Genomic DNA, 25,924 nt, shown 5'->3' on the forward strand with positions numbered 1-25,924 from the left:
CTGAGAACGTCGCTTACCCTTCTCACACCTCAAGGCCATCCTCAGAAAAGCCGGCGAGCGCACCGTCTCCGGCCTTTGGGACCTCATCGGCTAGTTCGTCGATCTCTTCGGGCCTGCCGAATACGCCAATTAATTCAGCTCATGCGGTTAGGACCTGACTGATCGAAATTCGCTCCAAGCAATGCCGTTCACTGGCAACGCCACAAAGGCATTTTATAGTTCCCCGGTGAACCTGGACAAAAAACCACCAATTCCGCATAGACTAGTTGCGCAATACTTCCAATATTGCGCCTCCTCGTATCCTCGAACTGGCAGTTTTCCGTTCCCAACCGCGGCACTACAAAACCTTTCCACGCCGCCTAGATATTCTTAGGGGTATAATAGTGAGAGTACTTCTCATCATAATAGTAGCTCCCAACGGATCGCGCCCCAGGATCCACCATCGAAAGCACAGCACCAACAAGGTTCGAGCCATCACTCTTGAGTGCATTGACGGCTGACTCAACCACGTGCTGCGGTGTGTCGTCCCATTTTACAATCAGCACGACCGCATCAGAAAGTGCAGCGATAAAACGTCCGTCTGCGAGACCAAGAAGAGGCGGCAAATCGAGGATGACTGCATCGTACATCTCCGAGAGCTTGCTCAACAAGTCATTCATCGCCTGGTTGCCAAACAGATTTTCGGAACTGAAATATGGAGCACGAACCAGAATCTGATCCATGCCATCCAGACCGGAAGGCTGGATAGCTTCCTCCAGCGTAATTGAGCCCTGCAAGAGCTCCACCGTTCCTGCAATATCTTTGACGTTACTAGCAATCTGACGTAATTGTGCACGGCGCACGTCGACATCGAGCAGGATGGTCTTGCTACCATTCAAAGCCATGGTCCGCGCAAGTGCCAAAGCCGTCGTGGTCTTACCTTCAGACGGCATTGCCGACGTCAGCGCAATAAGCTTGGGACGCGCAAGCCCAGCTTTGACGCCCACGATCGACGCGCGAATATTACGCAATGCCTCGGCAAATTGTGACGTTGGCTTGTCCAGCAAATTATCAGCTGGGCGCTCCGTTTTTTTCAGCGCCGGGATAGCGCCAATCAGCGGAATACCAAGTGTGCCTTCAATATCCTCGACACTGCGTACGCCAGAAACCATGAGTTCCTGTGCGGTGATCACGGCGACACCAGCGCCAAGGCCGACGAGCAGCGAAACGAGGAATAGAAGCGGCTTGTTTGGAAATGCTGGGGCGGCTGGCGTCTCAGCAGCATCAATGATTCGCGCCTGCGCAATCGAGTTCTGCGATGCTTGACGGCTTTCCATGGCGAGCGACGCTGCTTTGTCATAAGCAGCATGCTTGGAGTCGGCGTCGCGCTGCAGACTATCGGCCGTCACCCGTGCACGCACATCCTGGGCTTGTTGGCTTTCTAGCCCTGCCATTTCCTGGCGTAGCCCTCGGACTTGGGCATCGCCAGCAGCCGCTTTTGCCTCGAGCGCACGAATGATGCGACTAGCTTCATCACGGATCTGTCCGTCAATTTGCGCAAGCTGATCCTTAACCCGAATCGCTTCGGGGTGACGCGGACCATAGCGGTTTTCAATTTGACTGAGATCGCGAGTCACTTCTGCGCGCTGACGCCGCAGATCAATGATGGTCTGCGAGTCGAGAACGTCTGCTACGGTGTCGATACGGCCTGCTCGTACCTGCGCCTTGGCCATAGCGACCTGGGCTCGGGCAGCTTCTGCGGACGCTTGGGCGACACTCAGCTGCGTCGCAAGAGGACCGACCTGTTGGTCGAGAATCGTTGTCTGAGAATTGTTTCCACTCTTAACGATGCTGTGTTCAGCCTGGAACGCTGCAACCTTGTCGTCGGCCGCACGGGCTTCGTTGGCAAGCTCTTGCAGCCGCTGCTCGAAGAACTGGAACTGTCTGGCGGCAGTGCCGATGTTGGTGTCGACGCGAGTATCTAGGTAAGCCGTCGCAAAGGCGTTTGCGATGGTCGCCGACTTGGCAGCGTTGCGATCGCGATAGCGAATGCCAATGATATAGGTGAGCTTTTCACGGCTCACCCCGAGATTTCCCATCACCTGACGGGTAACCCGATCGAGCTTGTCGGACTCACTGAGTGGGCCGCTTTTTTTCTCGGCCTGAGCGATTCCTTCGCTGAATTCAGGATCCCTGATCAGATTAAGCCGCTTGACGACTGTCCGCCCCAAATCAAGTGAGTTGATCACCGAAACTTCCGTCTCGATCGCCTCGCTTGCGAGTTGGGCCTGGGCATCGGACGCACTGCGTGCCAGCGGATTGCGCGACGGATCGATCTGCAGTCGAACCACGCCTTCATAGACGGGCTTCAACGACAGCGTTCCTGCCACACCAAGGACTGTGACACCAGCAGCGACCAATCCTAACGTCAGGATCCGCCGTTTCACGACGTCGCGGGCCGTGCGAATGACATCGGCCAGACGTGCCTCGTAACCTGCCGTGTCGTTCATGACTTTCATTGTTGCGTCGCCCCTTGCCGTGACACACTGCACGTGAGTTCGAAAAAATTGTTTTTCACTATCATAGTCTCAACTGGATTGAGGCTTGTCCACTCAACTCATTGAAGGATACGCTTCCCGAGTTGTTCGTGGGTCGCCCACGCCCATAGCTCAGACCAATGACCAAACTGGTATAGCGATCTGCCTGATAAGCGCCCTGGAAGCGAACCTGTGCGATGGACTGACCAAGACGGTCGTTCTTCTCGACGGGACTGCGCTGAATCCACAGTGCACTGGCTGACAGCAGGAGGTTTCTCAGTAGAGCATGATCTACGCCAGTAGACCAGGTAACATCGCGGTAAGCGCCAGTGTTGACGTTGTAGTTGATGTCCTGGAACGTGCTGCGGACCGCGATCGTGACTGTAGTGAGCGGAGAGACAAACAACTGCAAATTGGAATCGAACGTCAAACCAGCTACGCTGCCATACCGCGCAGCATCGTAATGACGACGAGTATAACCAATTCCAACTTTCCCTCTTAGCAACCCTGAAAGATCTAATGCAAGACCTCCAATCACTCGATAGGTATTCCCACCGCGGTTGGCCGAACCATCCGAACGCAGCGCAAGGTAGCGGGTGCGGTCAGTATTGATCTGCAAGTAAGCCGCAACGCTAGGCGTAACCGCGTAATCACCTTGGAGCGCATATCGATAGATGTCCCTGTTGCGCTCAGCTTGGCTCAGTACGGATCCATCCGTAAAAGATAGGTTATTGAAACGGAAGGCATAATACTCAACCGTTCCAGTCAAACGAGTCTGGCCGGCCTCGTGGACAACGGATAGCGCAGGATTGAAGCGAGTGAATTGCGAAAGCACAAATGCATTAACAGTCAGCTCACTGAGATACGGCGTTTCGGCGCGACGATCGAGATCAAGCTTGGCGCGAAGCTTAAGTTCTCGCGAAATATCGAAATCCCCTGCACTTAATATCGTATATTCCTGCCTATTGCGCAAACCCTGATGTGCATAACGAACAATATCAGTGCTGGCATTCAAAGAAAACTTGTGACGCGACCAATCAGAATAGGCCTGCAACTGCGGCTTGAGCGTGAACAGTGCATCGGCAACCCTGCCAGCATTGTTGATATAGACGTTATCGGTTGCGCCTGAGGCAAATGAAATTGCAGGGAAGAGCTCGAAATTGCCCGCTCGTACGCCGACTGGCAGGAAGTGCGGATCGACATCCTCGACAACGCTCTTATTCCGCCCCCGATCGAATTCGGTCGGCACGAAAGGGTCAAGTATAGTCGTAACCGATTGGGCACGCACTACCGCAGGACATGCAACAATTGCGATGAACCCAAGAGCACTGTAGGTTTTCGGCAAAACTGATGGCCAAAATCCACATGCACAGTGGAAGGCTCGCCGGGCGGCCGATCGCACCACGCGCCGATCAGCTTCCTGCCGCAGGACGATGCCTCCGCATCGCTGCCCCCCCCCAGACACGGACCAGCTCAGAAATAACGCTCGCCGAGGCGGATAGTATCGCCCGGCAAGATCCGAAGCGAGGAGGTCAGGTCATATTCAGTTTCCGCCACCTCACCAAACTTGCGAATAAAGACCACGGTCCGCTTGGCACGCGGGGTGTACCCACCGGCCGTAGCAATCGCATTGAGTGCAGTCATGCCATTCGCGTAGGGATACTGACCGGGTTTCTCGACTTCACCGAGGATGAAGAACGGTCGGTAGACCGAAACCTCCATCGCTACGCTGGGCTTGAGAAGATAGCCATCAGCCAGCTTAGCCGCGAACTCGTCCGCGACCAGCTTGGTCGTCTTCCCTTGAGCGACCAGATCACCGACCAGAGGCAGCGAGATCGTCCCATCAGATCCCACGGCGAACTCGCCAGAAAGGTTAGGCTCGTTGAATACGGTCACCCTGACCTTATCACCTGCGCCAAGCAGATAGGTTTCATTCACGTCGGCCGAGAGCTGATATCGCTCACCCGACGAAACGCGCAAACCGCTCGGCCCCGCACAGCCGGCAAGGGCCACGAGCGCCAGGAATGTCAGATACCTACACAATCCCACGAAATTAACGCCCTTCCGATTTTGGCCTACCGCTAAGGGTGTAAGCACCTAATCCAAAATGTTCAAGCCCCGAAATTTCGCTAGAAACCGGTCCCTATGACACATCGCGAATGAAAATAGACGCCCCAAAATGAAAATATCGAAAAAATTTTCCGAATTTCTAGTAGATTTATTATTAAAACAATCATTTCTCCGGGCGCTTTTTGAATTCTCACTTCAGGATTTACTGATTTTATCCCTTACAGAGATTTTTTATTTTATCCCATTATTCTGCACTTTGCAGAATAATTCCTACTTTCATCTCACAATCAGCGCCGAACGCGGTGGCTCAAGCGCACTTCTTCGCACACGCAATATGAGTCTTACCCAAGCGATCAATTCCACTCGTACCGTCGGTCCAACTTTGGGTGCACAGACGCAACCTTCGCCTCCGTCAGGTCTTGCTCGGCAGCGCAAGCTTTGGCTTGTGGGGAAGCGCTGTCCAAACGAGTCAAAAAATGCTGCCACGGCATTACCCGCCTACTCGACTGCATTGCTGCACTGCAAAAGCTTTCAACGCCGACGGATGGCATGGCGCAGGCTCGCCCCAAATCCAGCCTGACCCTTTGTAGCCAATATAGACCCGCCCAAAGACATCGGGATCAGCGCCGAGGACAGTCACCATATCCAGTGAACCCACAGGAAATTCGACGAGCCTCTGCCATGTCCTGGTATTGTCGATGGACCGCCAGATTCCATACTGACCGACCACACGGCCGGAGATGTAAATTGCGGGATAGTCCGCGCCTTTCGCCGCTTTGCCCAAGGCGATATCATCGACGCGCGAGACGTCGTTCACCACCTCCCAATGCGCCCCGCCATCCGTGCTGCGGCGCAGCCGAGTATCGGTGGTATAAGGAAAGGCGGAAGTGAAGAAGAGATGCCCTGTCTTGCCTGGCACCGCACGCAGCTTGGCTGCAAAGCCACTGCTAGGGGCGATCTCGCCATGGTATACCTGCGTCCACGAGACACCGCCATTGGTGGTCCGCCACAGCCCGGCGAGGCCCTCGTTCGGAGCCTCGCCGCTATGCACTAGATAGAACGTCGCCGGCTTGGCCTTGTCTGCAGCCAGAGTCTTCCGCTGGTTCCATGTTCCGAAGAACGAACCGGTATTGTCACCTATCGCGCCCTCAAGCCGCACCGGATGCCAGGTGGCGCCGCGGTCGGTCGTATAGAATGGCGTGCGGTTGCGCCCTGGCGCCCAGACAATGTTGTCGCGGTTGTCTGAGGCTACGGCGATGGTTCCGTAAGACATACGCCACGGATCGTCCGGCTTGGTTCCGGGCGGCGTTGGCAATGTTGCAAACTTCGTCCAGCTATTGCCGCCGTCCGTGCTGTAGCCAGCCATGACCGCATTGCCGTCGTCCGAGCAGCATTGCCGGGTGTCGGAAGCGTTGGTGACCAGGAAACTCGGGTCTGCCGGCGTCCAGTCTATCTGTTGTACCGCAATGAATGACCGACGCGGGACGAACCGCGTAGAAAAGGCGGCAAGATCCGATTTGATGTGCGTGCCGAAATCCCAGCCGGAAAACAGCGGCGCGTGTCCCGGCGCCTGGGTTATGTCATTGGCGACGAGTTCTTCGATGCCGCGCGTCTGGCTGACCCACTCGAGATTGGTCGCACCTGGCTGAAGGTCAGCGTAAAAAACGCCCATACCTTCTGCCACCCAGATTCGGTTGGGGCGTACCGGATCAAAAAGCAGGTCGCCGGTTGAGAAAAAGGAGCCATTGGCGATCTTGAGCCAAGGCGGATCGCCTTGCCCCACCTTTGCTGACGCCGAGAGCGTTGCCCAGTTCGCGCCCGCGTCCTCGCTGACATAGCCGCTGCCAGAAATATCGGAGACTACGATCCGATCGCTCCGGGGATCGACTGCAACAGCAGCATAGGGCGCTGCACGCAGGTTCTTTTCCTTCACCAGATCGTGCCAGATGCCATCTCTGTATTGCCAGATCGTCTTGCCGGTCCCGTCTGCTGCAATGAATCCGCCCTTGTGATCGAAAGCACCACGGTTAAGCGACGTCGGAGCGATGCCGGCACTGGGCAAAGGCGCGAAAGTAGCACCCTGATCGCGCGAGACGTACATTCCACGTCCCGAAACGAAGGCAAAGACGCGTGCGCCAGACGCTCTGTTCGCCGCGTCGAACCAGACCTGGGAGCCCGGCGCCTGCATGCCCTCGGCCTGCGGGTTGCGATCGACGCTCGGAGGAAGTGAGGTGACGCGACGCCAGGACCGGCCCGCATCGCTGCTGCGCCACATCCCATCGGCTGGCGAACCGAGCAGAACGATGTCCGGATTGCCTGGGTCGACAGCGAGAAACGGTCCGTAGAGGCGCCAATCGCTATTGGCATCCCACGTCAGCGGGAAAGGATTGCCTTCGCTTGCAACAACCCAGGACTGACCACGGTCATCCGAGCGATAGACCTGACCCTTGATTGCCAGGTAAATGCGGTCCGGGCGGGACGGAGCGACAGCAACTTCGAAAGCGCCGGTAGCAACGCCGTCCTGGACCCGATTCATCGCAGGCATAGTCGCAGATGTAGCGAGCTGCACCCAGCGATTTGCTGCACTGTCCCACAAATAGGCACCGTAAACGTCGGCTCGCGCGACAAACGTTTTGCCAGCCGGATCCATGGACAGGCCCGTGATGAAGCCACCACCGCCGACAGCCACGGCCGACCAGCGATAGGCCTCGTTGGCAACCGGGCCGCCGGCCTGTGAAAGAGCCGGCGGGGGCGTCGTGGCCAGAGGTTCAGGATCGTTGCGATGCAGATAGGCAGCCGCGCCTGCCGCGATGGCGGCCAAGGCCAGAGCCGCCCCGCTCCAGGCCATTACTTTGCGCCCCCGGCGCTTGGGCTGAACGAACTGTTCGAAACGAATGTTCTGGCGATCGCGGGGCACTGCTGCTTCCTTGGTTGTCCCGGGCAAATGGCGTCAGAAAAGCCGGCGCACGAGGTTGTCGCGACTTCAGTCATGAGTCTTGGTAGCAAGGTGCCAGAAGGCCCTGGGATTGGTCGTGAGATAGCGCCATCCCAAGCGGATCGGCTCGCGCGCTCCGCGGTATGCCCATTCGAGCGCAGCCCGACGCATCCAGATCGGCGCACGCGAGACCCCTGCCCCATAGTAATCAAACAAGCCGCCGCACGTGTGGATCCAGGCAACGCCTTCGAGTTGATCGCGACACTCCAGGGCAATGGCTTCCTGAAGTCCACAGCCAAGCCCCAGCCATAGAACATCGGCACCGGAACGGCGAATGTCGGCGCAGATACCAGCAAGCTCACGATGTTCGAAGTACCCATTGCGAGCGCCAACAACTTCAAGGCCGGGGTATCGCGCCTGCAAATACGCGGCTGCGCGTTCAGCCACCCCGGCACGCGCCCCGAGGAAGTAAAAGCGAGTACCAGCGCGCGCCGCCTCCGCCGAGGCATCAAGAATAAAATCTGTCGTCGCCAAGCGTTCGGGCAGTGGATGGGTGCAAAACATCCGGCTCGCATAGACCAACGGCATGCCGTCAGCGTTGATCAGGTCCATCTGATCGATCAGAGCGCGGAAGGCTGGCTGCGAGTGGTACATTGCGATCGTATTGCCGTTGGCAGACGTAATGACGCGTGGCCGTTGCAGGTCGCCCGATCGCGCTCTGGCGGTATCGCGCACCATGATGCGGCACATCTGTTCGCGCGTCAAACGCACGATTGGCAGTCCGGCGACCGTGACAGTCTCGGGATGGGAGAACCAGTCGGCAGAATCCAACACGCGGATCACTTCGGCGCTCAATTCCAGATCGTCGGATTTATCGATCAAGCGTGCACCTCGGGAGCCCTGAGCGGGGTTCAGTTAATGACCTCTTTGCAACGATTTTGCCGCAATGCAACAGAATAAGACAGCCGCGGTATCGCCTCACCGGACGCGGTATCCTCGGAACCGCAATACTTATAGACGGTGATTGTCAAATAGCGAACGCCTTGTCTCCCGACCGGCTAACGTTGGCGGCGTACGTCCTGGGGGCCAAATCGGCCTGCTCCCACACCAAGGCTCGGAATACCACGAAAGGAAAAGCGTTGCTGCAGCCGCCGCTGCAAAACCTGATGCTGGCCCTCACTCTGCGCCGCCAGATGATGAGTCAGGACGACAGCCACCAGCAGCATGATCTGCACCGGCGTGCTACCCAGCAACGACGACTCGCTCAAATTGTGCATCGCACAATAAAAGATGGTCGCAGCCAGAATCGCGCGACGTGAACGGCTGATCTGCCAAGCGGACAGCAGCTTGAATACCGGCCAGACGAGCATTGCGAAGATGGCAAGCGTCATACCTGGCAGACCGATTGTCACCAGCATGTCCAGATATCCATTATGACCATGGCCAACAAACTTTGCGACCCAGCCGCTATCGAGCTTGTAGACCGGACTGGCTGGCCCAATTTGCCAGAACGCCGCGTAGCCGGTTCCAAACCAAGGATTCTCGCGCGCATATTCAAAAAGAATATGCCAGATTCGTCCGCGCCCCGTAAACGCGCGCGGATCGTCGAGCATCCGCGCGACGCTCGGTGAAGACACCAAGAACGCGATACCCACGCATAGCGCCGTGAGCGCTCCGGCCCACACGAAAAAGCGCTGACGCGGGTTATAATAGAGCATGAGATATCCAACCAAGATCGCAGGCGGCAGCACCAGCATCGAGGTCTTGGAGTTGGTCTTGTACAGGAAAAAGCCGGACAGCAGGATCACCGGAATGCAGATGAGCCATGACAGGCGGCGGCGATCGAACAGGAAGAGCAGGATCGTCATTGCCATGACCGGACCTGCAGCGTTCTTGTGACTGAAGACCCCGCGCCAGTCGCCCGCGGTCGTATCGGTATCGCCCAGCACGGCGGTGTGTACTGCCAGAGGGCTGAAAAAGACAGCCAGAAAACTGGCAAGCACGAGCCCGACGAGAATCCAACGCAACAAGCTGAGCGTGCGGACAGCACCAAGATCACCGACTACCCGAACCACCACCCACGTGGTGAGGCCGAACGAGATCAACCGGCGAAGTGAGATCAGCGGAACGAGAGACCAACTGATCGAAAGCAGACAATAGCCAAGGAGTAACCACAGGGTCAGCGGCATGGCCATCGGCGGCCGGGTGCCTTCGAAATCGATCTGCGCAATGAGCAGAAGCGCACAGGCCCCCAGCATGCCCAGCTGGCGAAAGGCATCGCCACCGGCACTGTCACCGCTGGCCGACGTAGCGAAGAACAAGCTGGTTCCCACTGCCGTCATCATCAACAGGACGAACGCGCCGACGGACAGCAGGCGACGCCTCGCCATCTCCACATTGCGGCGGTCTTCCAGCATCAGGCGCCTTGCGCCAGTGGAGAGCCTTACCATGGCGCAACGCCCGGCATCACGCGAGTCGGAAGCGCTCGGCAAAAAGACAATGGTCTACGCGTCATCGCCGCCGACCCTGCCCACTGGCTGCGCATGTGTCGAGGCATAATCACGCCGCGATTCTGCTGAGCAGCGTTTCATACTTGTTGACCATCGCCGCGCTGCTAATTTCCAGGCCGAGGCGCCGCGCACGCTCTGCCCAGACACCGCGCGCGCTATCGTCGGCCAGCAATGTTTGCAGTACGGCTGCCAACGCTGCTGGATCGCCAAGCGCAACGGCTTGGCCACATAGGTTACCTGCCTTGTCGGTGATGCCTTCGCATTGCACGGGTACGCTCGACACAACAAGCGGCAGACCCAAGCGCGCGGCCTCGATCAAAGCCAGACTATGCCCCTCGTAATGGCTTACCTGCACAAACACCTGCGCCCTCGCGCACTGGCGTAGCGCGTCAAGGCGGCTCATCTGTCCGAGGAAATTGACCCGATGCGCGATCCCGAGATCACCTGCCAAGGCGCGCAAGGTCTCTTCATCCTCGCCGCCGCCGACGATATCCAGCGTTCCGCTCGTCATCGCTGCCAGAGCATGGAGCAGTTGCGGGTAGTTTTTCTGGTGGCTGAGACGCCCGACAGCAATGCAGCGACCTGGGATCGGTGCCGTATGCTTGAGGGTGGCATAAAGCTCATCAGCAAATCCCTCAATGTGCTGAGGGAGAGCATTGTGAATGACCTCCAGCTTGTTTCGGTACCGCCGCGAAACTGCCGCAAACGAATTGGCAACAGCGGCTGACACGCAGACGATCCGCTTCACTGCGGGAAGGCGGCCCGAGAGCGCGTCCAGCCGAGCGGTGATCCGATGGTGGGTTGCTTGCGGAGAGTGGTGGGTGACGACGACACGCGTGCCGGTTCTGGCAAGGGTAGCAGCCACTGGCACGACAACATTGGCGAACGGCATGGCGGTCACGACCACATCGGGCCGCGCAGAGCGCAACCAGCGGATAAGCGCAACCATCAGCCGAAACAGACCGACTGGCCCCGCCGGCCGACGTTGCAACACGTGGTGCCACCCTTCTCGCTGCGCGTCCCGGCCGTCGCCGCCCCGACCGTCAGGATAGAGGACGAAGCGGCCAACCACGTGGCCGCGCTGCGCCAGGCCGTCTGCCACATCGTTCCATATCTCGCGCAGTCCTCCCGGCGCACTGTGCGTCATGGCAAAGTACCAACCGCCGCGCGGCAACCTCGCGCTCACGTCACCAACTCCCCGGGTGAATCGGCGGCCAAAGTATGCCCACGCAACCAAGCGCGATCCTCGACATCATCGTTGACCCACCGTTCGATCAGTGTTCCCCATTTCACCGGGCACTGCATCCTCTCCCAGGCCAAGTGCGATTGTCGCGAGAGGATTGCGTAAAGCGTTGTGTCGCCGAACAGCCGCCCGATTGCATCGGCCAGGCCCGCGACGCTCCCCGCCGGGAAAATTAGTGCGCTTTCTCCGTCCCGCAAATGTCCAGCAAACATCGGATGATCCGAGGCGATGAGCGGTGTCCGCGACGTCAGCGCTTCATACAATGTCAGAGGTAATCCCTCGGGAAAGGCATGACGACTGGGCACGACCACAGCATCGGCAGCCCGCATATGCTCTCGCACCGCCGTATTGGGGATAAGGCCAAGAAATGTGACGCGATCGGCAACACCGAGGCGCCGCGCTAGCTGGCGGTACGCCTCCACCTTCCCGGCACCAGCGATTTCAAGGCGAATGTCGTGCGCCGGGGTCAGTCGAGCCACTGCCCGAATCAGCTCGCCAATGCCTTTGGACCGCACAATGGATCCGGCATAGAGCAAGCGCCGCGTGCGCCCGGGTGCGAGCTGTTTGGGAAGGCTGTCTCGCGGTGAGCGCTCATGCGGAAAATCCCACGCCAGTACCTTACGCGCCGAGACGCCGAGATCAACCAGGCCACGTGCAGCATTTACGCCGTGATTGGCAACGAGGCTGACACCCGGCATATTCAGCAATCGAGGCAACTGGCGATAGCGCCACCAGCGCCGGATCGGATCGAGGTGAAACGAATCGGCCAGCAAGCAACCAACCGTGATACGCCGGCCCAGCCCCCAGCGCAGTAAGGCTGGTAGGGGGCCATGGATGACGACATGGGTTGGATCGAACCGTGCCATCACCGCCAATGCCGGTTTGAGGTCGCGGTAGGGATCCGCACCAGCGCCGAGCACGCGCGCGCCATTAGGCAGGCGCTCATCGTAGAGCGGCGCCGCGCAGCACAGATAGCCGACATCCTCGAAGCGCTCCGCCATGTGCGCAAGCTGATCGAGGATATAGCCGTGACCGTAATACACCTCGCTTCCGGATCGCGCTCGCAACCGCCATGCTTCGCGAAAATCACCAGCAGAATGGACGATGAGCAAACGCTTGCCAGTGCGGGCCGCTGTCATGGGTGCAGCGCCTTTGCCGCTATCGGCTGCGTTGGAGCTGTACGCGCACGGACCATGCCTTGGATCAATCCGATCGCATTCACGTTCCACGTCGCCAAAGAATAGAGTCCGAGACGCAAGCCACCGCGTCGCCAAGAGAGAAAGGCAATAGGTACCGCAAGCAGCCCAGCGAATAGCCCCCATTGCCCGCACAGCATGCTGGCAAGAAGGCATATCCACCACGCCCAGACCGCGATGCCGTTGCGCAATTGCGAGAAATTGCGCACGATCTGACTTTGATGTCGGCGGCGCAATCCCGCGCGAACCACCTCCCCTGGGCCGCCAGCATAGCCGCTGCGCAGGCGCTTGAGCATCAGGCGGTAGCCACCGACCGCATGGCCATAGTGGTGGACTGCCAGCTGATCGATCCGGGCCAACTTCCAACCTTGCGCCCGCAATCGCGCGCCCAGTTCGAATTCCTCGAATGCATGCAGATTGCGATCAGCGAAGTATCCCACCGAGCGAATCGCAGCACAACGATAGAGCCCGCCGCAGTCCAGGCGATCGACATCCCCAGCAAGAGCGGAACCTTTTTCCAGATCGGAACGCGCCCGCAACTCAAACTCGATGCTTTGCGTCTGCGCCTCGATGACGCGCCCCCCAACCGCGGCATAGTCCGGGTTGTCGCGCAGAAAGGCGAGGCCAGCGCTGATGAAAGCCGGATCGAGCACCATGTCACCGTCAAGCAGGTAGAAAAACTCGCCCTGCGCCTGCTGGTAAGCGAGTTGGGCACCGATCCCGCAGCACCGCTCGGCCGGATTGCTGAGCTGCCAGACACGAACCGGGGCGCCGCGGGCGGCGAACTCCAGAGCGATGGCCGCAGTGCGGTCATGCGAACCACTGTCCGCGAGCACGACTTCGCCGTCGATATCCGAAAGGGAGGCCAGCGCGCTGGTCACCGCCGCGGCGATATGGCCCTCCTCGTTCAAGGCCTTGATGCCGATAGAGACCAGAGGCGACGCGCTCATGGAGCCGTCCTGCGATGCTCTTCGTGATAGATGTCGCCGTAGCGCGCGATCATCGCCTCGGGCGCAAACCGCGAGGTCAGTTCGGGAACGAACGCAGCAGCCTGTTGCTGGGCGGCTTGCGGCGCCTCCAGGATCCTCGCGAGCGTCAATCCCAGCATCTGCGCGTCGTCCACGGCCGCGCAGAACGGATAATCAGCGGGCAAGGCCTCAACGAGCCCGGGGGCGCGTGTCGCAACAAGCGGCACCCCGGAGAGGAGCGTCTCGATGGCAAGCACGCTGAATCCCTCGAAACGCGATGGCATCAACACAGCGTCAAACTCGCGAAGGCGCAGCGACAACCCGCCGATGGGCGGGGTCATCTCAATCACCCAGCGAGGCGCAATCCCGGCCAACTCAGCGCGCAGGGCTTCCTCGAGCGGTCCGGTTCCTGCGATCTGGACCTTGACGTCCGCTCGAGGGCAAGCGGCATGGGCCGATGCCAGGATCGCCGGGAGCAGGTCGGGGCCTTTTTGAGCGATTAACCGGCCCGCGAAGAGCACGCTAACCGCAGCCCTTGCCGGCCCCACACCGCCTCCATCGCCAACCTCACTGCCAGAAGCCTCGCCCCCGCCAAGTGCCGGCGGAGGCACCCGCGCGCCATTGTAGATGACCTCAGCTTGTGGTCGCGGGCGCCGCGTGCCGATCGCCGCATCGGCTTCTGCGGCGGCCTGCGACACCGAGACAGCGCGTGCTGTCGCCAGTCGATCCGTAACCCAACGCCCGATCCCGCCCCAAGCAATCCACAATTCACTGTTGTGCACGGTGCGCACCATGGCGACGCGCCGCGTCCACGGGAACAACATCCGGGCGATCGCCCAGGTGAGCTCGGGCATTTCGGTGTGCAAGTGCACCACGTCCGGCTGGAAATGCGAGACCGCGCGTGCAAGACGCCAGGCGGCAACGATCGCGCCGCCTTTCTTGTAGTGGCCACGCGCGCCCAGGAAGATGGGAATATCGAGATCGGCAAGTTGCGCGCGCATGGCGCGCCCGACAGGGGTCGGCTCCACGTCGAGCACGGTAGCCACCGCGAAATCGGTCGATCGCTGCAATGCGCTCACCAGATCAAGCGCGATGACTTCAGCCCCGCCCATGTCGAGCTTGGTAATGATCTGGAGAACCCGCGGGCGGACCTGCCTGCCCTCCGCGACCCAACCCGTAGCACTATTTGGCGTTGCGATTGAAATCATGGATCCGAATGCTATTCCCGCCGCGCTGCTTGACGGCCCCCCATTGGCGCTGCCAAGCGTCTATCAGGATGACCTCTTGGCGTCGAGCAGGTTCCACGGGTCTTGGCACATTCATGGGGGCGAACTTGCCGACTACTGCCAGCGCTCAGCGTAACGATCTCGCTGGCGGACCGCACTTCAGCCGTGAACCATTGAGGTATCGCCCGGATATCGATGGATTGCGCGCTGTCGCCATCCTGCCGATTCTCCTGCTGCACTGCGGGCTGACATTCATCAAAGGCGGCTTTGTTGGCGTCGACGTCTTTTTCGTGATTTCGGGGTATCTGATCACCGAGATCATCACGCGCGAAATTGCGCAGGGGCACTTCTCGCTGTTAGGGTTCTATCAGCGCCGCGCGGTGAGAATCCTTCCCGCTTTGGGCCTCATGATCGCCGCAACGCTAGTGGCGGGATGCTGGCTGCTGCTGCCGATTTCTCTCCAGGACCTTGGCAAGAGTGCGGCTGCTACCAGCCTGTTTGGCTCCAACATCTATTTCTACCTGACCAGCGGCTACTTCGCGCAAAAGGCTGAAGTCCAACCCTTGATCCACACATGGTCGCTGGCGGTGGAAGAGCAATTCTATCTATTCTACCCGCTTCTCCTCCTGGCACTGCGCAGCGCAGAACGCAGGGTTCTGATCCGGACACTCGGAGCGATAGCGATCGCTTCGTTCCTGATCGGCGGATGGTTTGCTGCACGCGACCCGAACGGCGGGTACTTTCTGCTGCCCTCGCGCGCATGGGAACTCATGCTCGGCGCGCTGGTCGCGCTGCGTTGCTACCCGCGTATCGAATCCGCCCGGTGGCGATCAATGCTGTGCATGTTCGCCCTGGTCGCGATCGTGGTATGCGCGGTACGGATTGGCGCGACATGGCCGTTCCCTGTTCCCTTTGCGCTGCCCCCCGTGATCGGCGCCGCCGTGTTGCTGGCCTATCTGCCCGGCACGGCTGCCGCGCGCCTGCTCGAGACCCGGCCGCTGCGCGCAATCGGCCGTCTCTCCTACTCGCTCTATTTGTGGCATCGCCCGATCATCGCCTTCTACATGATCGATCGGCCTGCGACGCTGAGCTTTACCGACAGCGCGATTCTGCTGACGATGTCCTTCACAGCGGCGACCCTGTCCTACTGGCTCGTCGAGCGCCCGGCCCTGCGGCGGTGGCGCGGTGTTCGCGATCCAGGCGTGCCTTCCGGCTCGCCGATCCGCTTCGTCGCCACCGCATTTGCCGGGATTGCGTGTTTTGCCGTAGCCGGCCTCGTCATTGCTGGTGCTGCCTGGCAGATCGTCGCGTTGCCTCCTGCAGTAGCCAAAGTTGCTGCCTACCAGAGTTTTGACAGCACGCCTGCGGGGCGTGCGCAGTTCGATCTGGATCACTGCTTCGTAATCCCCACCGGACGCGCCTACGATCCTACCTGCCTGGTTCCTGCCACGGACCGCCCCAACATCATGCTGGTTGGCGATAGTCATGCCGGGCAGCTGTCACTCGCCCTGCGCCAGGCGATGCCAGGCGCGCATCTGGTTCAGGCAACGGCTGCAGGCTGCCGGCCGCTACTGGAGGGACCGGGGCTCCCCGGTTGTCGCGCCATCGTGAACGCGGCCTATCACAAGGTGGATCTCCGCAAGATCGAGACGGTAGTGCTGGCTGGCCGCTGGTACAGCGAAGACATGCCGGCCCTGGTCAAGACGATCGCATATCTGCGCGCGCGCGGATCTCGCGTAGTGGTCGTGGGACCGGTGGTTGAGTACGATGCGGACGTGCCGGACGCCCTTGCGCGCGCCATGCTGAACAATGATCTTTCGCATCTTGAAACGCTCAGGATCGTCGACCGTATGCCCCTTGACGCGCGCATGCGTCAGCTGATCCCGTCGACCGGTGCACACTACGTCTCGTGGTTTGCCCTTGAATGCCCAAATGGGCGCTGCCGCCGCTTCAGCGCGACAGGAGGTCCCCTGCACATGGATCGCACACACGTGACCCCGGAACTTGCAGCCGAGATGGCCGCAAGCATCGCAACCCAGGCCGGTAATCGCTAAATCTGGGTAACGGTCTTGGTCCGCTTGCGCAGCGCCGCAAAGACATCCTGACCACCCGCTGATGATTGCCCCTTTCGCTCGTCGCGCGCGTACCAGCCATAGGCATAAGCCACGGCAATCATCATCATGACGCCGACGAAGCTGTCTCGCTCGAAAAGGCTGCTCTCGGTGCAGTTATGCCCGACGCAGAAGACCAGCAGGGCAACCGCGAGCGCGCCGCGGCGCGCCGACACGGCGCTGGTGAGCAACCTCACGGTGGGTACAATGACGGTCGCGATCAGTGCGAGCGCCAAACCGGGCGCACCGATGGTGACGAGGAGGTCGAGGTATCCGTTGTGCCCCACCGAAATCTCGCGCACGAAGCCAGTCCCGTAAGTGTAGACGGGGCTTTCGAACCCGACGTTCCAGAACGACCCGAAGCCCGTGCCGAGCAGCCAGTTGTCTTGGGCGTAGCGCAGCAGCGTGCCCCAGATGAGGCCACGCCCGGTAAATGCCTTCGGATTGAGGATTTGGTCGTACGATGTCGCGCTGAAGAAGATGCTGTCGAGGAAGAGCATCGCTGCCGACAGGACCATGAGCAAGGGAATGGCAAAGCGCCGGATAGTGCGATCGAAACGCAGGAAGATCCAGCCCGCGATCAGCGCGATGACAACCATGCCGCCGGACGTCTTCGACTGGGTCTTGTAGAGGAAGTAGGTTGCAGCCGCGATAATCGTGAGACGAACAGCTAGGTGGAGCCGGCCCGGACCGAACACGAACAGCAGGATCGTGATCGCCGCCACGGCTCCGGCAAAGTTCTTGTGGCCCATCATCCCGCGCCAGTTCCCGTACAGGGCTGTCACATCATAGGACAGGTGGATACCGAAAGACGGATCGAGCCAAACGGTCAGGTAGTTGGCCACCAGTGCGATCACGAGCACGAGCCGCAGAACCTCGAGCGAGCGTTCGTAACCGCCGCCGCGCACCAGGATGAACGCAAACCACACCGAAATCGTGGTCAGAACGACACGCTGCAGCGCGACGTCAAAATTGATTGCCCAGGCCAAGCTGATCCAGCACCATGCGAGCGCAATACCAATGGGAAGTGGCACCTTAAGCGCCCAGGTGCCATGCCCCTCGCGCAACACAGCAAAGACCAGCAGGCCGAAGGTCAGGATATAGCCGACCTGACGCAACAAACTGCCACTGTCCGTCCCGTTCTGGCCGTCCATGTTGGTAATGACCGGACCGATCAGGACCAAAAGGAAAAAAGCCAGCCCCGAGAAGATCAGGATGCGGGAGGTCAGGGTGCCGGAAGAAGATGCCATGACCGCCTGTATAGATTAATCTGCGAGAGCCGCCAGCCGTTGAAGCGATTGCGAACTGCCAAAGATACGAAATTTTCCTGACGGCCCTGGCCGTTCGGCGCCGGACTCGCCCCACCCCCATCACCGCCGGCATGCCGAGGAGACCGCCCCATTGCGAGACGAGCGGTCCGGCAGCGCTTCGGCGCTGCACCGAAATAGCTACCGATGGCACACCGTGGCCCGCGACCTCTTAGCCGGCGTGCATTTGTTGGATTGAACCAGGTGCCTGGTCGAGTAAGGGTGCACCCATGCAGAGTAAGGGATTTCGGGCGAACTTCATCGTCAACGTGGGTGGAGCGGTCGCGACGCTCCTTCTGATGCTGGTGACCGTCCCGCTTTTCGTCGGTCACATCGGCGAGGCCCGGTATGGCGTCATGTCGATCATCTGGATTCTGTTGGGGACAATGGGTTTCCTCGATCTCGGGCTCTCGCGCGCCGCCACCAACGCACTGGCCAAGATCGATCCGGTACAAAAGAGCGAACGCGAGCGTATCTTCATTACCGCCCTGGCTATCAACGGCTTGATGGGATGCATCGGCGGTGCATTCTTGGCCGCGGGCGGCATAGCCTTGTTTGCACATGTCATTTCGGTCCCACCGCAAATTGCCCCCGAAGTGGGTCGAGCGATACCGTGGGTCGCAGGCCTGCTGCCGCTCGCCCTGATGAACGGCGCGGGAATCGGCAGCCTGGAGTCACGAGACCGCTTCCTTGCAGCCAATCTCCTGCAATTGATCGGAACGCTGGCCATTCAGATCGTGCCCCTACTGTGCGCCCTGCTGATCGCTCCGCGTCTCGAGATCGTCGTACCGGCAGCGGTCTGCGCGCGTGGCGCAGCGGTCATCCTGGTGGTGGCGTTTGCCTGGTGGTCGGAGCGAAGCGGGTCACTGCCTCAACTGGATTTCGCAACGGCTAAGGCCTTGTTGCGCTATGGCAGTTGGGTCAGCATCGGCAATACCCTCAACCCGCTGCTGACTTCGATGGACCAGATGGTACTGGGCGCAGCGCTGGGGGTTGCTTCGGTAACCTACTACGCCATTCCCTTCAGCCTCATCATGAAAAGCCAGATTTTTGCGGCCGCAGCCTCGCGCACGCTGTTTCCGCGCATGTCGCGCGTCAGCGCAGAAGAAGCAAACCATCTCGCTCAGGCCACGGTTGGCGGCCTCGGCTACGGGTATGGAGCAATATGTGTCGGCGCAATCGTGATGATGCGGCCGTTCATCACAATCTGGATGGGTCCCACGTTTGCCGACGTGGCTGCCCCCCTGGCCCAGATCATGTTCCTCGGAGCGTGGTTCAATGGCCTCTCGTTCATACCCTTCGAGCTGGTTCAGGCGCAAGGGCGCCCCTATCTCCCGGCGTTGGTGTTCACGCTGGAACTAGCGCCATTCTTTGGCCTGCTGTGGTATCTAACCACCACATTCGGGCTGACCGGTACGGCGATAGCAATGGCGATCCGGATGGCGATCGACAGCCTGCTGTTCTTCTTTGTCAGCCGGCATGCAGCCGGCGCCCTGCTCCGACTTCTGCCGATGGCGGCGACCTTGCTCGCGACGATCGTATTTGCCCGGTTCGTTCCTCTCTCGCTACCACTGGCGATCCTTGTCGCTGCCGCAGGGTGCATAGGTGCACTCGGTCTGGGCTTCCTTCTCGATGACACGATCCGCACCCTCACAGCCAGCCTGCTGAAGAGGGCACAGAGCATCATGACCTCGCACGAACACTAATGCCTGCCCTCTGGTGATCTGGCGCTTTGCATTCGCCTAGGACCTTGCACGCAAGATGCTACCCCGGCGACCACGCCGCGAGCCGGCGATCTATAAGAGGCCACCCGGATGACTGTTCCCATCGTGTTCCGCCCCACTGCCGAATAGGCGCGGACTGGGCGTGCACCAGCCGCCCGGCTTTGCCGACAGGATAGCAAATGGCCGACTGCTCAGGCCCGCGCCTGACCGCAGGAAGCACAGCGTAGACTACCGGTTTGTCTGCGCCGCAAGTGCATGCCCCGGGCGCAGATCAGACAGCGAGGGGCACAGTGCCCGCCACCTGCTGGCTAAGCATATCTGCTGTTATAGCACAGAAAACAGCACGCCAGCATCCTGGTTCTTTGGGGTGGATGCCGGCGCGCAAAGTTCGTGCAGGCCCGCTATCTTACGGGTCCGGCTTTCCTGTAATTCCTCTCGTCATTCCCGGCAATAGAAACAGTCAAATTGGTTTCTTCCGCCTGCCAACGGCCAGATGGGTTATGCGTATCCAGATAAGGGCTGGAAGCGGTTATAGACCACGCGCGCCGTTCTGCGTCCTCATGATGCGGGACAATGCTAAACCCGCGAAGCTGCCGCGAAACAGGCGCAGCCTGTGACACGGCCAGTGCGCCTGTGGTCACGCAGGTTGCCCGACATTCTGTACTGCCGACGAAGTGTGTTCGCGTTGGCTGGTGCCATCACCTTGCGACGTCAGATAGTGGGCACGATCAGCGAACATGCCGCGTCGAAAAAGATCAGACGCAGCTCATGGTTGCATGCAAACCCTCGATGCGGTTTGCAGTCATAAGTCGACAATACCCTTTAGCCGGGCCCCCCCAGCAGAAATGCGATATCGGCGTCATCGAGTGCGCGGCCGCTAGCGCCAGCGTCGCCACCCTCGCGCCACAGCAGATCGGCCAGATCCTGCTTGCGTGCTTGCAAGGCCAGGATCTTGTCCTCGATCGTGTTCATTGCGATCAGGCGGTGGACGAACACCGGCTTGGTCTGGCCGATGCGATGCGCGCGGTCGATCGCCTGGGCCTCCACCGCCGGGTTCCACCACGGATCGTAGAGGATCACCGTATCGGCAGCCGTGAGATTGACGCCGGCCCCACCGGCTTTCAAGCTGACCAGAATCACCGGCACTTCGCCGCTTTGAAACTGGCGCACTGGCGCGGCGCGGTCGCGGGTGGTGCCGCGCAGTTGCGCATGGAGCAGGCCAGCGACGCTCAGGTCGGCGGAAATGCGATCGAGCATCGCGGTAAACTGGCTGAACACGATCACCCGCCGGCCCTCACCGGCCAGCTCGGTCACCATTTCCAGCAGACGCTCCCGCTTGGCCGAGGCCACCCCTTCGCCGGCGCCACCGGGCAACAGACCGGGATCGCAGCAGATCTGGCGCAGCTTGAGCATGGCATCGAGCACGATGATCTGCGCCCGCATCAAGCCGACACGGGCGATCTCCTCGCGCACGCGCGTCTGCATCAGCAAACGCTGACTCTCGTAAAGCCGCAGTTGCCCGTCGGTCAGCGCGATCCGCTCGGAAATCAGCGTCTTGCGCGGCAGCTCGCTGGCCACCTCATCCTTGGTTCGGCGCAACAGGAACGGACGCAGGCGGCGAGCCAGCGCCTGGCGCGCGGTGGCATCGCCGTGCTTCTCGATCGGTGTGCGATAGGCCTTGCGGAACGTATCGAAACTGCCAAGCAGGCCGGGGTTGGTCAGGCTGGCTAAGGCCCAGATGTCATTGAGGCGGTTTTCCACCGGCGTACCAGTCAGCGCGATAGTTTGCGCCGAACGCAGTGCGGCTGCAGCCTTGAACCCGACCGTGGCAGGATTTTTTAGCACGTGCGCCTCGTCCAGCACGACCAGCGCCCAGGCGCGGTCCGCCAGAATATCCTTGTCGCGGGCCAGCAACGGATAGCTGGTCAGCACCACACCGGCTTCCACCATTGCTGCCGCGCCCTCGCGCCGGGCCTGTCCGTGCCAGACATGACAACGCAGGCCAGGGGCAAAGCGCGCCAGTTCGGCCTGCCAGTTGGGCAGCACCGAGGTTGGTGCCACTACCAGCGCCGGAGCCTTGCCGATGAGGTGGGTGATGGCCTGCAAGGTCTTACCCAGACCCATGTCGTCGGCCAGAATGCCACCCAGGCCGGCAAGATGCAGGGCGTGCAGCCACGCCACACCGGTGCGTTGATACGCCCGGAGATCAGCAGTCAGCCCCATGGGTGGAACAAAATCCGCCTGTGCTGGATCGTGCAACGCGCTGGCCAGGCGGCGTAGCGCATCGCCACTGGTCCAGTTGACGCCGTCGCCGCCCAGTTCATGGATGGCGCCAAGGTCATAGCGATTGACCCGCAGCGTAGCGGCATTGCGCTCGGCCAGAGCAAGCCGCAGCAGCGCCGCCAGCAAGGGGCGCACCGTGCCCAGCGGCACGGTGGTGAACCGCGTCGCATCGATCGGCACGGCAATCAGGTAATCGTCGCCGAGCGCAAGCATGGCCTCGCCCGCGTCGGCCAGCATCGCGCGCAAAGCGGGCAAGATGTCGATGCGCGCGCCGGCCACCAGGGCGGGCAGTTCCAGATCGAACCAATCGATCGCATCGCCGGTTTGACCACGGGCCGCTGCACCGTCAGCCGGCCCCAGGGTCAGCCCCAGCGCTGTCTCCTCGCGGGGCGCCAGACGATGCGGCCAATCATCGGCATATTCGATGCGCCAGCCCTCGGCCTCGAGTGTGGCGGCGGCATTGGCAAGGAAGGCCGGATAACTGCCCCCCGTCTTTGTCAGCCCATGATCCCAGGCTTGTGCTGGTTTCAGGCGCACATCATCCACCAGAGTGAGCGCCACCAGCCCGAGATCGGCCAAGCGGTCGGCCGCTGCCTGTTCTGCGTCCAGAGCACGGATCAGGCAGACCGGGCCGTCGGCACCGCGCACTATCACTTCGCCTGCGGACACGGGCGCAGTCAGGCGATGCTCGCCATAATCGAAAGCCAGGCGCATGAGCTTGCACGGCGTTGTCCGCCAACTGTTGGCATACCAATTGCGCGACCGTTCGCGCATGTCGAGCTTCTCGACCAGAAAACGCAGCACCGGGCGGGGACGCTGCGCAATCTCGACCCGGGTTGGAGGCATGGGTGCAGGGATGGCATCCCCGGCGATAACACCCCAGCGGGCCGCGATTGCCGCGATGTCGGCGGGCGCGATCGGCGGCATCGCCAGGAGCCGCCCTGCCTGCGGTAAAGGCAGCCCAGTGTCGATAAGGGTAATCGTGGCAGCAGTCTCGTCGATGGCCAATGGCGGGTCACCCACGGCGACATGGGTGCCGATCGGCAGTCCTTCCAGGTCCAGAAATTGGCTGCCATCATCAAGCCAGCGCCACGCGAACCGCACGGACAGGTTGTCAGGCGCTACGGTCAACGCCGGCCCGGCAGGCGATTTCCAATGCAGCAGGCCCAGCCCTGCCGCCTCGGCCAGCCATTGCCAGCCATAGCGGCCCTGGGGAACTTTGTCGGTGCTGAAATCGCCGCCCGCCGCAACCGGCGTCATTCGCGCAAGCAGGCGCAGCGCTTCGGGGGCGAGGTTGAGGCGGGATTGCGCGATTTCCCAGGTATGGAGCGGCACCCAATCGTCCGGCGCACGCTGGCGGAACGCGCGCAAGGTGGCGAGAATGCGGTGGCGGGTCGGGTCTGGCTGGCTCTTTGCCCCCTTCGCACGCTTGGGCGCCTTGTTGACGCGCTTGGGCTCGATCACGAAGCAAACTGGTTGAACCAGCCGGCTGTCGGCCATGCGCTCGGCTTCGATTTGTGCCAACCACTGGCCCACCTCTGCCGCCATGGCCTGCTCTGGCGGTGCCGCAGCAATGATCAGGCGCGGTGTTTCCGGGGCCCTATCACGCAGGACACAGGCCAGCGCCACCGCGTGCTTGCAGCCAAATCCAACCGGACACGTGCATTCGCTGTCCAATCCCAGATCGGCTTCTGTCCAGAATAGTGTAGCGATGTAGACGTTGCGGCCGCTGCCGCGCACCGCTGCCGAAACCATGCCCAGATCCGCGTCGATCTCGATGTCCGCAACCCGCCCCTGCCGTGCATAGTCCTGCCCCGAGCGCACCATTCCCGGTGTCTGAGCCAGGTCGGCGATCAGATCGTCAGTAATGGCGGGAAGCGCCTTGGGCATGGCGTATGACTTTCGTGGGCGCTGGCTGGCGCGGGATATTCAGCATGGGCGATGGCTGCAAGCAAGGGCAGCGCCATTTGCGCAAGGCCTGGTACTTGCTACCCGACGCATCGCTGCCCCAGGCGGCCAGCATAGCGGCCACGCAGCCCGCCTTATGGCAAGGCGGCGCGGATCACGCTTTGTTTGCGATTGTGCACCGTGTGCCTGGCGTTGCGTTACCCCAGTGCGCGTCGGCCCTTTTGGAATTCCCGCGCGCCCGCTCGCCCTGAAACGGTGTCGGCCTGACCGACGAAGCTTGGGGGTAGAACATTGCGCGGGCTTTGCACGGAAAATTGCCAGTACCCGGGCCGGTGCTACGGCTCAGTGAGCCTTCCCGCAGGTCGCAGGTCTGTCGATCTGGTCAAGATCGATAAACGGTGTGCGCGCGACGCGTTGCGCGTAGGGTATTGGCAACGGCGCGCGGGTCGGATCCGGCTTCATCATCACCACAAAATCGAAATCGCATTCCCACGCCTCCAGATAGCGATCCTGCGCGAACGGCGGCGTGCGCGCACGAATTTCCGCGTCAGTGGGAATAGTCGCCATCTGCGCCTGCAACCGCGCAAACGAAGCGGAAAAAGCAAGCGGCTGCTGACCTGGAACGGCAAAGAGATTGGGAATGTAGCTGGCCGATAGCGGCACCAGCAAAGCCGGCAGATGCGCGCGGATGAAGAAGCTGTGGACATATTGTCCAGGAGGCAAGGCGCTTCCAGGAGGGACATCGGCAACCGCAACGAGCACCTTGCTCCCGGCCGGAATGCGTTTGGAAACGTCGACAAGCGCGGCATAATCGGCCTCGCGCTGCCGCCACACGCCGAAAATCAAAGCGTTATGCGCCAGGATCACCAGCGCACATGCCAGCGCGAGCCAGTTGGTGCGAGGCGCAGCGTCGGGATCTTTGCGACGCGCCGCGATGCACAGCAGCAACGCGGCCATCAGCGGGAAACGCCTGGTCAGCAACGAGGCATTGCCCACGCCGTCGGGGATCAGCATCGCCAGCACGCCTAGCAGGAGTACCGAGACGAGGAGGCCGGCATGAAACGCCAGGCGACCGCGCCACACGGCCACCAGACAGCACGACGCCATTACCGCGAACAGCGCCAGTTCTACGCTTTCGTCATAGGCAAAGAACGGCGAGACCAGCGACACCAGATGGGACACCACGCCGCGATAATCGATGGGGCTGAGCTCGAGCGGGCTGTTGCCGCGGTGCAAGGCAATGTACGCGATCGTCGGGAGGATCATCACCGCATAGCCGCCGAACGCGGCAAGTACCCTGCCCCGCGTTAGCTGGCGCATGGCGCGAAGATCAGGCCCCAACAGCATCGCAAACGCGAATGCGAAGAACAGCGCCACCCCGAAAGGATGCGTCAGGTAGATCGCGAGGACTTCGAGCGAGCAGATCAAGCAACGGACCCTGCCATCGAGAAACCGCGCGAGCTTGAGATTGAGCAGGCAGAAGCCCAGGGCTAGCCCGATGGCCAGGGTGTAGCTGATGAAACCCGAAATGGTTGACTGCCCCCAGGCAGTGCTCAGCGCCAGCGCCTGCCAGGGGTTGTCCCGGCCGTGTAGCTGCCGCGCGATAAAGATCGCGGCAAGCGATGGGCCCAGCACCATCAGCGCCGTCACGACGACCCAGAAGGCGTTCAATCCGATCAAACGCAACAGCGGCGCACCGAGCAGATCAACGAGAATATTGGATGATGCGCGCGACCAGTCGACGATGTAGGCTTTGCCGAGCACACCAGGCAACGGGTTCTGGGTTTCGAGCCAGATCCGCGCAAGATGGTTGGGCGCGTCCATGATCGGCGGGTGTTGAAACGCGACGATCGGCACCGCCGCCGCCGCCGCCAGCAGCCAGACAGGGTTGGCAAGAACTCTGGCGATGGCAGTTGGCACGCGACCT

The 25,924-nt window shown here is 60.9% G+C and carries 15 protein-coding genes; 2 read left to right on the plus strand and 13 right to left on the minus strand.

Going from position 1 to position 25,924, the window contains the following annotated elements:
- Positions 1-359: 359 nt before the first annotated feature.
- From H926_RS26245 to H926_RS26250, 10 genes are all read right to left on the minus strand, one after another.
- A complete protein-coding gene (locus H926_RS26245) occupies positions 360-2,489 on the minus strand; it encodes a polysaccharide biosynthesis tyrosine autokinase (protein ID WP_158441953.1) in 2,130 nt (709 codons plus the stop codon).
- A gap of 70 nt (positions 2,490-2,559) precedes the next feature.
- Positions 2,560-3,765: an outer membrane beta-barrel protein gene (locus H926_RS31605; protein ID WP_158441954.1), complete on the minus strand. Its 1,206-nt coding sequence runs from the start codon at positions 3,763-3,765 to the stop codon at positions 2,560-2,562.
- Between the two features lie 224 nt (positions 3,766-3,989).
- Complete coding sequence (locus H926_RS0107865) at positions 3,990-4,529, minus strand: polysaccharide biosynthesis/export family protein (protein ID WP_237740991.1); 540 nt, start codon at positions 4,527-4,529, stop codon at positions 3,990-3,992.
- Between the two features lie 547 nt (positions 4,530-5,076).
- On the minus strand, positions 5,077-7,503 hold the full coding sequence (locus tag H926_RS0107870) for a sialidase family protein (protein ID WP_022675806.1): 2,427 nt from the start codon (positions 7,501-7,503) through the stop codon (positions 5,077-5,079).
- A 66-nt stretch (positions 7,504-7,569) separates the two neighbouring features.
- Complete coding sequence (locus H926_RS0107875; RefSeq protein ID WP_022675807.1) at positions 7,570-8,403, minus strand: WecB/TagA/CpsF family glycosyltransferase; 834 nt, start codon at positions 8,401-8,403, stop codon at positions 7,570-7,572.
- 176 nt (positions 8,404-8,579) lie between these two features.
- Positions 8,580-9,938, minus strand: coding sequence for an O-antigen ligase (locus H926_RS0107880; RefSeq protein ID WP_022675808.1), 1,359 nt, complete (start codon positions 9,936-9,938; stop codon positions 8,580-8,582).
- Positions 9,939-10,080: 142 nt separating this feature from the next.
- Positions 10,081-11,178 carry a glycosyltransferase gene (locus H926_RS0107885; protein WP_028657739.1) on the minus strand — a complete coding sequence of 366 codons (1,098 nt, stop codon included), beginning with the start codon at positions 11,176-11,178 and terminating at the stop codon, positions 10,081-10,083.
- Between the two features lie 35 nt (positions 11,179-11,213).
- Complete coding sequence (locus H926_RS0107890; RefSeq protein WP_022675810.1) at positions 11,214-12,413, minus strand: glycosyltransferase family 4 protein; 1,200 nt, start codon at positions 12,411-12,413, stop codon at positions 11,214-11,216.
- Entirely contained in the window at positions 12,410-13,420 is a 1,011-nt protein-coding gene (locus tag H926_RS0107895) for a glycosyltransferase (protein ID WP_022675811.1), read from the minus strand. The genes H926_RS0107890 and H926_RS0107895 overlap by 4 nt, the downstream gene beginning before the upstream one ends.
- Positions 13,417-14,646: a glycosyltransferase family 4 protein gene (locus tag H926_RS26250; protein WP_022675812.1), complete on the minus strand. Its 1,230-nt coding sequence runs from the start codon at positions 14,644-14,646 to the stop codon at positions 13,417-13,419. Before H926_RS26250 ends, H926_RS0107895 begins: the two co-directional genes overlap by 4 nt.
- Positions 14,647-14,771: 125 nt before the next feature.
- On the opposite strand from H926_RS26250, the gene H926_RS26255 reads away from it, so the two are divergent.
- The gene (locus H926_RS26255; protein ID WP_158441955.1) at positions 14,772-16,718 is read left to right on the plus strand and encodes an acyltransferase family protein; all 1,947 of its coding nucleotides are present in this window, start codon (positions 14,772-14,774) and stop codon (positions 16,716-16,718) included.
- Here H926_RS26255 and H926_RS0107915 read toward each other — a convergent pair.
- Positions 16,715-18,025 carry an O-antigen ligase gene (locus H926_RS0107915; protein ID WP_022675815.1) on the minus strand — a complete coding sequence of 437 codons (1,311 nt, stop codon included), beginning with the start codon at positions 18,023-18,025 and terminating at the stop codon, positions 16,715-16,717. The two genes, H926_RS26255 and H926_RS0107915, sit on opposite strands and share 4 nt — an antisense overlap.
- A gap of 287 nt (positions 18,026-18,312) precedes the next feature.
- Here H926_RS0107915 and H926_RS0107920 point away from each other — a divergent pair, with 287 nt between their 5' ends.
- Complete coding sequence (locus tag H926_RS0107920; protein ID WP_022675816.1) at positions 18,313-19,788, plus strand: oligosaccharide flippase family protein; 1,476 nt, start codon at positions 18,313-18,315, stop codon at positions 19,786-19,788.
- An 840-nt stretch (positions 19,789-20,628) separates the two neighbouring features.
- On the opposite strand, the gene H926_RS0107925 is transcribed toward H926_RS0107920, so the two are convergent.
- Positions 20,629-23,979 carry a DEAD/DEAH box helicase gene (locus H926_RS0107925; RefSeq protein WP_022675817.1) on the minus strand — a complete coding sequence of 1,117 codons (3,351 nt, stop codon included), beginning with the start codon at positions 23,977-23,979 and terminating at the stop codon, positions 20,629-20,631.
- A 360-nt stretch (positions 23,980-24,339) separates the two neighbouring features.
- The gene (locus tag H926_RS0107935) at positions 24,340-25,917 is read right to left on the minus strand and encodes a hypothetical protein (RefSeq protein ID WP_022675819.1); all 1,578 of its coding nucleotides are present in this window, start codon (positions 25,915-25,917) and stop codon (positions 24,340-24,342) included.
- Positions 25,918-25,924 lie beyond the last annotated feature (7 nt).

This window comes from Novosphingobium sp. B-7, assembly GCF_000410615.1.
GTDB classification, from domain to species: Bacteria; Pseudomonadota; Alphaproteobacteria; order Sphingomonadales; family Sphingomonadaceae; genus Novosphingobium; species Novosphingobium capsulatum.